This window comes from Metapseudomonas otitidis (assembly GCF_011397855.1).
GTDB classification, from domain to species: domain Bacteria; phylum Pseudomonadota; class Gammaproteobacteria; order Pseudomonadales; family Pseudomonadaceae; genus Metapseudomonas; species Metapseudomonas otitidis.
The window spans coordinates 463,901-476,097 of the sequence record NZ_AP022642.1 but is presented as its reverse complement, the minus strand read 5'-3'; the positions used below and the strand labels follow the sequence as shown (position 1 = coordinate 476,097).

9 protein-coding genes are annotated in these 12,197 nt (G+C 68.0%); 7 read left to right on the top strand and 2 right to left on the bottom strand.

What is annotated here, in order from left to right:
• Positions 1-229 precede the first annotated feature (229 nt).
• From PotMrB4_RS02300 to PotMrB4_RS02270, 7 genes are all read left to right on the top strand, one after another.
• Positions 230-1,207, top strand: a complete 978-nt coding sequence (locus PotMrB4_RS02300) for a dipeptidase (protein ID WP_044409203.1) — start codon at positions 230-232, stop codon at positions 1,205-1,207.
• 207 nt (positions 1,208-1,414) lie between these two features.
• Positions 1,415-1,945, top strand: a complete 531-nt coding sequence (locus PotMrB4_RS02295) for a DUF5943 domain-containing protein (RefSeq protein ID WP_074967296.1) — start codon at positions 1,415-1,417, stop codon at positions 1,943-1,945.
• A 15-nt stretch (positions 1,946-1,960) separates the two neighbouring features.
• Positions 1,961-4,021: a dimethylglycine demethylation protein DgcA gene (gene dgcA, locus PotMrB4_RS02290; protein ID WP_044409207.1), complete on the top strand. Its 2,061-nt coding sequence runs from the start codon at positions 1,961-1,963 to the stop codon at positions 4,019-4,021.
• A 92-nt stretch (positions 4,022-4,113) separates the two neighbouring features.
• Complete coding sequence (dgcB, locus tag PotMrB4_RS02285) at positions 4,114-6,072, top strand: dimethylglycine demethylation protein DgcB (RefSeq protein WP_172432395.1); 1,959 nt, start codon at positions 4,114-4,116, stop codon at positions 6,070-6,072.
• A 37-nt stretch (positions 6,073-6,109) separates the two neighbouring features.
• Complete coding sequence (gene etfA / locus PotMrB4_RS02280; protein ID WP_172432394.1) at positions 6,110-7,342, top strand: electron transfer flavoprotein subunit alpha; 1,233 nt, start codon at positions 6,110-6,112, stop codon at positions 7,340-7,342.
• Entirely contained in the window at positions 7,332-8,111 is a 780-nt protein-coding gene (etfB, locus tag PotMrB4_RS02275; RefSeq protein ID WP_044409216.1) for an electron transfer flavoprotein subunit beta, read from the top strand. Before etfA ends, etfB begins: the two co-directional genes overlap by 11 nt.
• A gap of 25 nt (positions 8,112-8,136) precedes the next feature.
• Positions 8,137-8,382, top strand: a complete 246-nt coding sequence (locus PotMrB4_RS02270) for a hypothetical protein (protein WP_044409219.1) — start codon at positions 8,137-8,139, stop codon at positions 8,380-8,382.
• 824 nt (positions 8,383-9,206) lie between these two features.
• Here the strand turns inward: PotMrB4_RS02270 and gbdR are convergent.
• Entirely contained in the window at positions 9,207-10,301 is a 1,095-nt protein-coding gene (gene gbdR / locus PotMrB4_RS02265) for a choline metabolism transcriptional regulator GbdR (protein WP_044409222.1), read from the bottom strand.
• Between the two features lie 418 nt (positions 10,302-10,719).
• Positions 10,720-12,096 carry an L-serine ammonia-lyase gene (locus tag PotMrB4_RS02260; RefSeq protein WP_074967287.1) on the bottom strand — a complete coding sequence of 459 codons (1,377 nt, stop codon included), beginning with the start codon at positions 12,094-12,096 and terminating at the stop codon, positions 10,720-10,722.
• Between the last annotated feature and the right edge of the window lie 101 nt (positions 12,097-12,197).

The window sequence follows — 12,197 nt, the reverse complement described above, 5'->3', positions numbered from 1 at the left end:
CCGCCACCTTCTTATATAGATGCCCCGCAGCCCCATCGGCGGATGCCGGACGCACGGCCCGCCACGAAGCGCCGCTTCGCCGAACCCCGCATGCCTATCCGCGACCGGCTTGACGCTTTCGGCAATACCCCGGTCGCTTTTGCGCGATAGCGCCCAAAGCCCCGGGGATATGCTCCCTTCAAAGCGCCGGCAACCGATTCGGCGCGCCCGACACCAAGGGGACAGCCTGATGAGCCCAGCCGAACTGCACGCCGACAGCATCGTCATCGATGGCCTGATCATCGCCAAGTGGAACCGCGAACTCTTCGAAGACATGCGCAAGGGCGGCCTGACCGCTGCCAACTGCACCGTCTCCGTGTGGGAAGGCTTCCAGGCCACGGTGAACAACATCGTCGCCAGCAACAACCTGATCCGCGAGAACAGCGACCTGGTCATACCGGTGCGTACCACCGCCGACATCCGCAAGGCCAAGGAACAGGGCAAGACCGGCATCCTCTACGGCTTCCAGAACGCCCACGCGTTCGAGGACCAGATCGGCTACGTGGAGGTGTTCAAGCAGCTCGGCGTGGGCATCGTGCAGATGTGCTACAACACCCAGAACCTCGTGGGCACCGGCTGCTACGAGCGCGACGGCGGCCTCTCCGGCTTCGGTCGCGAGATCGTCGCCGAGATGAACCGCGTCGGCATCATGTGCGACCTCTCCCACGTCGGCTCCAAGACCTCCGAGGAAGTCATCCTCGAATCGAAGAAGCCCGTCTGCTACTCCCACTGCCTGCCTTCCGGCCTGAAGGAACACCCGCGCAACAAGTCCGATGAAGAGCTGAAGTTCATCGCCGACCACGGCGGCTTCGTCGGCGTGACCATGTTCGCGCCGTTCCTCGCCAAGGGCATCGACTCCACCATCGACGACTACGCCGAAGCCATCGAGTACGTGATGAACATCGTCGGCGAGGACGCCATCGGCATCGGCACCGACTTCACCCAGGGCCACGGCCAGGACTTCTTCGAGTACCTGACCCACGACAAGGGCTACGCCCGCCGCCTGACCAACTTCGGGAAGATCGTGAACCCCCTGGGCATCCGCACCGTGGGCGAGTTCCCCAACCTCACCGAGACCCTGCTCAAGCGCGGCCACAGCGAACGCGTGGTGCGCAAGATCATGGGCGAGAACTGGGTCAACGTCCTGAAGGACGTCTGGGGCGAGTGATGAATACCCCTGGAACCTGCTGCGCACACCGATAGCGGCGTCGCGTCCTCGCGACAGGCTCGCCGTACCGGCGTACTGCTCTCGCCTGTCGCTGCGGGTCTCCTTGCTCTCGGCGCGCTCGCGACGGTTCCACGGGCATTCATCGACACCTTTCAACCATGAGACGGGGCTACGCCCCATTCGCAAATCGAATTCGGAGTTATCCACATGGCCAAACACGCCCCTGAACTGCCCATCGAAGTCGACAGCGAGACCGGCGTCTGGACCACCGACGCGCTGCCGATGCTCTATGTGCCGCGCCACTTCTTCGTCAACAACCACATGGGCATCGAAGCCGAGCTGGGCCCGGAGCGCTACGCCGAGATCCTCTACAAGGCCGGCTACAAGTCCGCCTGGCACTGGTGCGAGAAGGAGGCCGAATGCCACGGCCTGGAAGGCGTGGCGGTGTTCGAGCACTACATGAAGCGCCTGTCCCAGCGCGGCTGGGGCCTGTTCCAGATCCAGGACATCGACCTCGACAAGGGCACCGCCAGCGTCAAGCTCAAGCACTCCGCCTTCGTCTACGTCTACGGCAAGGTCGGCCGCAAGGTGGACTACATGTTCACCGGCTGGTTCGCCGGCGCCATGGACCAGATCCTCGCCGCCCGTGGCAGCAGCCTTCGTACCGTCGCCGAGCAGGTCTACAGCGGCTCGGAAGAAGGCCACGACGACGGCCTGTTCACCGTCAAACCCCTGTAAGCCGGAGCACGCACCATGGCCTTCGAAGCAATGTTCCAGCCGATCCAGATCGGCAAGCTGACCATCCGCAACCGCGTGCTTTCCACCGCTCACGCCGAGGTGATCGCCACCGACGGCGGCATGACCACCGAGCGCTACATCCGCTATTACGAGGAGAAGGCCAAGGGCGGCATCGGCCTGGCCATCTGCGGCGGCTCGTCGGTGGTCTCCACCGACAGCCCGCAGCAGTGGTGGAGCTCGGTGAACCTGTCCACCGACCGCATCATCCCGCACTTCCAGAACCTCGCCGACGCCATGCACAAGCACGGCGCCAAGATCATGATCCAGATAACCCACATGGGCCGGCGCTCGCGCTGGGACGGCTACAACTGGCCGACCCTGATGTCCCCGTCGGGCATCCGCGAGCCCGTGCACCGCGCCACCTGCAAGACCATCGAGGTGGAAGAGATCTGGCGCGTCATCGGTGACTTCGCCCAGGCCGCGCGCCGCGCCAAGGCCGGCGGGCTGGATGGCGTCGAACTGTCCGCCGTGCACCAGCACATGATCGACCAGTTCTGGAGCCCGCGCGTCAACAAGCGCACCGACGAATGGGGCGGCACCTTCGAAGGCCGCATGAAGTTCGGCCTGGAAGTGCTCAAGGCCGTGCGCGAGGAAGTCGGCCCCGACTTCTGCGTCGGCCTGCGCATCTCCGGTGACGAGTTCCACCCCGACGGCCTGTCCCACGAGGACATGAAGCAGATCGCCAAGTACTACAGCGACACCGGCATGCTGGACTTCATCGGCGTGGTCGGCTCCGGCGCCGACACCCACAACACCCTGGCCAACGTCATCCCCAACATGAGCTTCCCGCCGGAGCCCTTCCTGCACCTGGCGGCCGGCATCAAGGAAGTGGTCAACGTCCCGGTGCTGCATGCGCAGAACATCAAGGACCCGAACCAGGCCACGCGCATCCTCGAAGGCGGCTACGTGGACATGGTCGGCATGACCCGCGCCCACATCGCCGACCCGCACCTGATCGCCAAGATCAAGATGGGCCAGGTGGACCAGATCAAGCAGTGCGTCGGCGCCAACTACTGCATCGACCGCCAGTACCAGGGCCTGGACGTGCTGTGCATCCAGAACGCCGCCACCACCCGCGAGTACATGGGCGTTCCGCACATCATCGAGAAGACCACCGGCAAGAAGCGCAAGGTGGTCATCGTCGGCGGCGGCCCCGCCGGCATGGAAGCGGCCCGCGTGGCGGCCGAGCGCGGCCACGACGTGACCCTGTTCGAGAAGAAGGACCAGCTCGGCGGCCAGATCACCCTCGCCGCCAAGGCCCCGCAGCGCGACCAGATCGCCGGCATCACCCGCTGGTACCAGCTGGAGATCGCCCGCCTCGGCGTCGACCTGCGCCTGGGCACCGCCGCTGATCCGGCCACCATCCTCGACCTCAAGCCCGACATCGTGGTGCTGGCCAACGGCGGCCACCCCTTCATCGAGCAGAACGAGCACTGGGGTGCGGCCGACGGCCTGGTGGTGAGCGCCTGGGACATCCTCGAAGGCAAGGTGGAGCCCGGCAAGAACGTGCTGGTCTACGACACCATCTGCGAGTTCGGCGGCATGTCCGCAGCGGACTACCTGTCCGAGAAGGGCGCCCAGGTGGAGATCGTCACCGACGACACCAAGCCCGGCGTCGCCATGGGTGGCACCACCTTCCCGACCTACTACCGCAGCCTGTACCCGAAGGAAGTGATCATGACCGGCGACCTGGTGCTGGAGAAGGTCTACCGCGAGGGCGACAAGGTGGTGGCCGTGCTGGAGAACGAGTACACCGGCGCCCGCGAGGAGCGCGTGGTGGACCAGATCGTCATCGAGAACGGCGTACGCCCGGACGAGACGCTGTACTACGCACTCAAGCAAGGCTCGCGCAACAAGGGCCAGATCGACGTCGACGCCCTGTTCGCCATCCAGCCGCAGCCCTGCCTCAGCGAGCCCGGTGACGGTTACCTGCTGTTCCGCATCGGCGACTGTGGCGCCCCCCGCAACGTGCACGCGGCGATCTACGACGCCCTGCGCCTGTGCAAGGACTTCTGACGCCGCCAGGTAGACGCGGGATGGGGTGAGCGACGCGAAACCCCTCCCGCGCATCCTCCCCGCGTTCACCCGGTCCCGTAGGGAGACCAGCAATGCTGAACACGATTCTTCCCCTCCTGCTCTTCACCGCCCTCGGCCTGGCCGTGCTCGGCGCCGCGAAGCGCTTCCTCATGTGGCGCCGGGGCCGCCCGTCGCAGGTCGACTGGCTCGGCGGGCTGATGAAGATGCCGCGCCGCTACCTGGTGGACCTGCACCACGTGGTCGAGCGCGACAAGTACATGTCCAAGACCCACGTCGCCACCGCCGGTGGCTTCGTCCTGGCGGCGCTGCTGGCGATCCTGGTGCATGGCTTCGGCCTGCACAGCCGCATCCTCGGCTTCGCCCTGCTGGCGGCCACGGCGCTGATGTTCGTCGGCGCCCTGTTCGTCGCCAAGCGCCGGCGCAACCCGCCGGCGCGGCTGTCCAAAGGTCCGTGGATGCGCCTGCCGAAGAGCCTGCTGATGTTCTCCGCGAGCTTCTTCATCGCCACCCTGCCGGTGGCCGGCATCCTCCCGGCCGGCTTCGGCGGCTGGTTCCTCGCGGCCCTCCTCGCCGTGGGCGTGGCCTGGGGTGTGTCCGAGCTGTTCTTCGGCATGACCTGGGGCGGGCCGATGAAGCACGCCTTCGCCGGGGCCCTGCACCTGGCCTGGCACCGCCGCGCCGAACGCTTCGGTGGCGGCCGCTCCACCGGCCTCAAGGCCCTGGACCTGACCGACCCGAGCGCCCCGCTGGGCGTGGAGAAACCCACCGACTTCACCTGGAACCAGTTGCTCGGTTTCGACGCCTGCGTGCAGTGCGGCAAGTGCGAGGCCATGTGCCCGGCCTTCGCCGCCGGCCAGCCGCTGAACCCGAAGAAGCTGATTCAGGACATGGTCATCGGCCTGGCCGGCGGCAACGACGCCTCCTTCGCCGGCAGCCCTTACCCCGGCAAGGCCCTGGGTGAGCACAGCGGCGGCCCGCACCAGCCCATCGTGTCCCTGGAGGGCAAGGCCCTGGTGGATGCCGAGACCCTGTGGTCCTGCACCACCTGCCGCGCCTGCGTCGAGGAGTGCCCGATGATGATCGAGCACGTCGACGCCATCGTCGACATGCGCCGCCACCTGACCCTGGAGAAGGGCGCCACCCCGAACAAGGGTGCCGAGGTGCTGGAAAACCTCATCGCCACTGACAACCCCGGCGGCTTCGCCCCCGGCGGCCGGCTGAACTGGGCGGCCGACCTGAACCTGCCGCTGATGAGCGACAAGCAACAGGCGGACGTGCTGTTCTGGGTCGGCGACGGTGCCTTCGACATGCGCAACCAGCGCACCCTGCGCGCCTTCGTGAAAGTGCTCAAGGCCGCCAACGTCGACTTCGCCGTGCTCGGCCTGGAAGAGCGCGACAGCGGCGACGTGGCCCGGCGCCTGGGTGACGAAGCCACCTTCCAGACCCTCGCCAGGCGCAACATCGCCACCCTGGCCAAGTACCGTTTCAAGCGCATCGTCAGCTGCGACCCCCACAGCTTCCACGTGCTGAAGAACGAGTACGGCGCCCTCGGCGGTCACTACGACGTCCTGCACCACACCACCTTCATCGACGAGCTGGTGCGTGCCGGCGCGCTGAACCTCGGCCAGAGCAAGGCCGGCAGCGTGACCTACCACGACCCCTGCTACCTCGGCCGCTACAACGGCGAATACGAAGCGCCCCGCGCCGTGCTCAAGGCCATCGGCATCGAAGTGAAGGAAATGGAACGCTCCGGCTTCCGCTCCCGCTGCTGTGGCGGCGGTGGCGGCGCACCGATCACCGACATCCCGGGCAAGCAGCGGATTCCCGACATGCGCATGGTGGACATAAAGGAAACCGGCGCCGAACTGGTGGCCGTCGGTTGCCCGCAGTGCACCGCGATGCTCGAAGGCGTGGTCGCCCCGCGCCCGGAGATCAAGGACATCGCCGAACTGGTGGCCGACGTGCTCATCGAGGCTCCGGCCGAGGTGAAGAAACCGGCCGCCGCCAAAGCGTCCATGGAGGTGGCGTGATGCCCATCCACCGCCTCCCCCGCCTGGAGACCCGAGCATGAGCGACATCATCCGCCGCGACCCACGCGCCGAGTGGATCGCCCGAAACCGCCTGCACCCGCTGCACGGCCTGCTGCAGACCCAGGGCCAGGCCAGCTGGATGGGCCCCAACGGCGTGCTGCGCAAGAACCCCCATGTGGCCGCCGCCGGCTTCATCGGCCCCAACGGCGTCAAGCGCATCGACCGCAGCGGCGCCCAGCAGGGCACCGCCGGCAAGCGCAGCAGCGCGCCCGAGGTGGTGCAGCTGCCACTGTTGGTCATCGAACAACCGGCCTTCCACGTCTGCGTGGTGCCCGACATGGTCGGCGGCCGCCTCTCCAGCCACGACAAGGACCTGCTCGGCCTGGCCCGCAAGCTGGCCGGCAGTGACGGCGCCGTGGTGGCCGTGGTGTTCGGCGAGGACAAGGAAAACGCCTTCGACACCGCTGGGGTCGACCGCCTGCTGCGCATCCCCGGTGAAGCCTTCGACGGCTACTCGCCGGAAGCGCGGGTGCTGGCCTTGAGCGCCGTGGAAAGCCAGCTGGCGCCGCGCCACTGGCTGCTGCCCGACAGCCGCACCGGTGGCGGCGAGCTGGGCCGGCGCCTGGCCGCCAAGCTCGGCGAGCGCCCCGCCACCCGCGTCTGGCAGGTGGCCGACCAGCAGGCCACGGGCCGTGCCGGTGCCGGCCGTGAAGACCTGGTACGGCGCCTGCCACGCCTGGTGCTGGCCGCCGCCGAATGCGCCGAGCCGGTCAGCGAGACCCGCCACGAGGCCCGCGCCCTGGAGCTCACCCACGCCATCGCCCACAGCCTGCCGCGCATCGAAGACCTCGGCCCGGTGGCCGTGGACCCGGCGCAGATTCCCATGGCCGAAGCGGAGTTCATCCTCTCCGGCGGCAACGGCGTGAAGGACTGGGACCTGTTCCACCAGGCCGCCCGCGAGCTGGGCGCCACCGAAGGTGCCTCCCGCGTGGCGGTGGACGACGGCCACATGCCGCGCAACCGCCAGGTCGGCGCCACCGGCACCTGGGTCACCGCGCGGGTCTACCTCGCGGTGGGCATCTCCGGGGCCATCCAGCACCTGCAGGGCATTGGCGCCTGCGACAAGGTGGTGGCGGTGAACATGGACCCGGGCTGCGACATGATCAAACGCGCCGATCTCTCGGTGATCGGCGACTCCGGCGCCATCCTCGCCGCGCTCATCGAGCGGGTACGGCAATACCGTCAGGGAGGGGCACGCGATGCCGCATGACGCACTGAAGATCGTCAGCCTCGTCTCCGTCGGCGCCCACCCCACGTCCGGCCGTCCGCGCCGCGCCGACCAGGACGCCCGCGCGGTGGAACTGGGCCTGCGCCTGGCCGGCCCGCAGCTGCGGGTGGTGCACGCCGGCGATCCCCGGGAAGACGCCCTGCGCAGCTACCTGGGCATGGGCCTGACCGAGCTGGTGGTGCTGGAGCAGGGCCCGCGTGACGACGCCCTGCCGGCCCTCGGCGATTTCATCCAGCACAGCGGCGCGCAGCTGGTGCTCACCGGCAGCCAGGCGGAAACCGGCGAAGGCTCGGGCATGCTCCCCTACCTGCTGGCCGAACGCCTCGGCTGGCCGCTGGTGGTGGGCCTGGCCGAGGTGGAGAAGGTGGACAACGGCGTCGCCCAGGTGCTGCAAGCCCTGCCCCGTGGCCAGCGGCGCCGGCTGAAGGTGCGCCTGCCGTTCCTCGCCAGCGTCGACAACGCCGCCCCGGCCGCACGGCAGAGCGCCTACGGTCCGGCACGTCGCGGACAGCTAAGTGCCGAAGACGTGGACGTGGTAGAAGACGAGCTGTTCGCCGACAGCCAGCTGCAACCCGCCCGCCCGCGTCCCAAGCGCCTCAAGGTGATCAAGGCCAAGACCGGTGCCGAGCGGATGAAGGCGGCGACGGCCAAGGCCTCCGGCGGTGGCGGCCAGGTACTCAAGGACCTTTCGCCGGAAGCGGGTGCCGAGGCTATCTTCAAACTGCTGCAGGAAGAGGGAGTGCTGCGCTGACGCAGCACCAGGAGGAGACACCGACATGATGCATGCCGATCTGATCGACCAGGATGACTTCCGCGACCGGCTGGTTGCACTGGGCCTCAGCATTCCGCCGGGGGTGAGCGCCGAACAGGCGTGCGAACACGCCGTCAGCGGCCTCAGCCCGGAGCGCGCCACTGCCCTGCGGCGCCTGGTGGAGGAACTGCTGGGCGGCAACGCCACCCTGCTGCCCCAGGTGCGCGAAGCCATCTCCCGCACCCTGCTCCCGGCCCTGGTGCCGCGCTGATACCCCGTAACGACAAAGGGCGCCGCTGGCGCCCTTTTTCATGCCCACGCAAAACCGTCGCCCGCCGGCACGAAGCATCCCTGGGCTGAAGCCCAGGCTACGGAGTGGTGGGGCATCGGCACCGTCCCCTCCTGGCACCGATGGGCTTCGCACAGCTCAACCCATCCTACGTCCGCCTCCGCCCCCCATCGCACGCGACCGTAGGATGCGGTGAGCTCGGCGAACCGCATCGAATCCCGCCGCGCCTACAAGCCGGCACCAGCCCGTGGGAGCGGTTTCAACCGCGAAAGGCCCCCGCACCCAAGCCCCAGGCAAACCCACGTAGCCCGGACTTCAGTCCGGGAAGGGGCAGGGTGCGCGGGGAAGAACCTTCGCGAGCAGAACTCGCTCCTACGGGCAGGTGTCAGCCGGGGAGTTTCCCGGGCTGAAGCCCGGGCTACGGGGACACTCTGGGAACGGCTGAGGACGCACCCTGGGGCCGATGGGCTTCGCACAGCTCAACCCATCCTACGTCCGCCTACGCCCCCCATCGCATGCGACGTAGGATGCGATGAGCTCGGCGAACCGCATCGAATCCAGCAGTTCCCGCAAGCCGGCACCAGCCCCGTGGGAGCGGTTTCAACCGCGAAAGGCCCCGCACCCAAGCCCCAGGCAAGACCGCGTAGCCCGGACTTCAGTCCGGGAGCGGGCAGGGTGGGCTAGGGAAGAACCTCCGCGAGCAGCGCTCGCTCCCACGGGCAGGCGTCAGCAGGGGAGTTTCCCGGGCTGAAGCCCGGGCTACAGGGACGTTTTGGCGAACGGGGCCGCTGGCGGCCCCGGGTGGATTACAGGCGGACGCTGGCGAAGGTGGATTCGCTCTGCGCGCGGCTGAGGGCGACGCCGGCGGTGGAGGGGCGGCGCAGGTCTTCGGGCAGCGGCACCAGGGCGACGACGTTGGCGTTCTGGCCCGCGCGCTCGTCGCGCGGCGGGATGCCGAAGTACTCGCGGTAGCACTTGGAGAAGTGCGGGGTGGAGACGAAGCCGCACACCGAGGCCACTTCGATGATCGACATGGCGGTCTGCTTCAGCAGCTGGCGCGCGCGGATCAGGCGCAGCTTGAGGTAGTAGCGCGACGGCGAGCAGTGCAGGTACTTCTGGAACAGGCGCTCCAGCTGGCGACGGGAAACGTCGACGTAGCAGGCCAGTTCGTCCAGGTCGATTGGCTCTTCGAGGTTGGCCTCCATCAGCGCGACGATTTCCTGCAGCTTCGGCTGGTTGGTGCCAAGCATGTGCTTGAGGGGCACGCGCTGGTGGTCCTGCTCGTTGCGGATGCGTTCGTAGATGAACATCTCGGAGATCGCCGCTGCCAGCTCGCGGCCATGCTCGCGGCCGATGAGGTGCAGCATCATGTCCATCGGCGCGGTGCCGCCGGAGGAGGTGTTGCGGTTGCGGTCGATGGAGAACAGGCGGGTGGTCACGGCAGCGCGGGGGAAGGCTTCCTGCATGGCCGCCAGGCATTCCCAGTGCACGCTGCAGTCGAACCCGTCCAGCAGACCGGCCTTGGCCAGCGCCCAGCTGCCGGTGCACACGGCGCCCAGCTGGCGGCCCTGGCGGGACTGCACCTGCAGCCAGTGCAGGTGCTCGCGGGTCACGCTGTGCTGGATGTCCACCCCGCCGCAGACGATCACCGCATCCAGCGCCGGCGCGTTCTCCAGGCCGGCGTCGGGGGTGATCTGCAGGCCGTCGCTGGCGCTTACCGGCTTGCCGTCCTGGCTGAGGGTGTACCAGCGGTACAGCTCCTTGCCGGAAAGCTGGTTGGCCATGCGCAGCGGTTCCACCGCCGAGGCCAGGGAGATCAGGGTGAAGTTGTCCAGCAGCAGGAAGCCGATGGTTTGGGGGACGCGATTCTGAGGCTGGGAGCCGGTGGTGGACTGTGACATCTGCGAAACCCTCACGCTAAACACGCATTGAGCCTCTATTGCGAGGCCCTCTTTCTTATTGGTGGTTCTGGTACGCGCTGACCCAGACGGTTGCCCTTTCTACAAGGCAAAGGCCATGCCTGGATTGATCAGCTGTTCAATAAAAATGTGTCGATTCATCCAAACCCCATGCCAGCGGGGCTAGGCGAGAGCGACAGAAACATTCTGATAGCGACCGCCAGGCCGCGTGGTTCCTGGCGTCTGGGGTGTTCGGTAGCACCGGACGGGAGGGCCGTTGTCACCCCGCTACATCCGGGAATGTGGGCCGTAACAGACGAACGGCGCGTGATGTGACCGATTGGTCAGGAGGTCTTTTCATCCGCTCCGGGCGCGACGCACCAAAAGGCGGCGGCGCGCCCGGGCCGGGGGCACGGGCGGGTCAGCACTCGATGGCGCTGACGGCCAGGCCGCCGCGGGAGGTTTCCTTGTACTTGTCGTGCATGTCGGCCCCGGTGTCGCGCATGGTGCGGATCACCCGGTCGAGGGAGATGAAGTGCTCGCCGTCGCCACGCAGGGCCATCTGCGCGGCGTTGATGGCCTTTACCGCGGCGATGGCGTTGCGTTCGATGCAGGGCACCTGCACCAGGCCGCCGACCGGGTCGCAGGTGAGGCCGAGGTTGTGCTCCAGGGCGATCTCGGCGGCGTTCTCCAGCTGTTCGGGGCTGGCCCCAAGCACTTCGGCCAGGCCGGCGGCGGCCATGGCGCAGGCGGAGCCGACCTCGCCCTGGCAACCCACTTCGGCGCCGGAGATGGAGGCGTTCTTCTTGCAGAGGATGCCGACGGCGGCGGCGCCCAGGAAGTACGCCACCACATCGTCATCGGAGGCTTCAGGGTTGAAGCGCATGTAGTAGTGCAGCACGGCGGGGACGATGCCGGCGGCGCCGTTGGTGGGCGCGGTGACCATGCGCCCGCCGGCGGCGTTCTCTTCGTTCACCGCCAGGGCATACAGGTTGACCCACTCCATGGCGCTCATGGTGGAGCCGATGACGTTGGGCTTGCCCAGGTCCAGCAGGCTGCGGTGCAGGCGCGCGGCGCGGCGGCGCACGTTGAGGCCGCCGGGCAGCACGCCCTCGTGGCGCAGGCCGTTCTCCACGCATTCGCGCATGGCCGCCCAGAGGCGCAGCAGGCCGCTGCGGATCGCCTCGTCGCTGCGCCAGGCACGCTCGTTGGCCATCATCAGCTCGGACACGCGCAGGCCGTGGCGCTGGCAGAGCTGCAGCAGTTCGTCGCCGCTGGAGAAGTCATAGGGCAGCGCGGTGGTGTCCTGGTCGAGGCGGCCGGAGGCGGCCTGCTCGGCATCCACCACGAAGCCACCCCCGACGGAGTAATAGGTGTCGCGGTGCAGTTCGCCGTCCTCGCCGAGGGCCACCAGGGTCATGGCGTTGGGGTGGTAGGGCAGGTTCTCGTCCAGCAGGCGCATGTCCCGCGACCAGACGAAGGGCACCGAAAGGCGACCGTCCAGCAGCAGTTCGTTGCGCTCCATCAGCGTGGCGATGCGCGGGGCGATGAGCTGCGGGTCGATCTGGTCGGGCCACTCGCCCATCAGCCCCATGATCACCGCGCGGTCGGTGCCGTGCCCGACGCCGGTGGCGGACAGCGAGCCATAGAGGTTCACCTCCAGCCGACGCACGCGCTCCAACAGGTGGCGCTCGCGCAGGGCGCCGACGAACAGCGCGGCAGCGCGCATGGGCCCGACGGTGTGGGAACTGGATGGGCCGATACCGATCTTGAACAGGTCGAACACGCTGATGGCCACGGGACTCTCCGCTGACTGGGTTGCATCGCGCACATCATCGGCATTTCCGTGAGCGGCGAACGTCCCACACCGACTTGCTCGTGTCCGAATGCGTCGCCCGT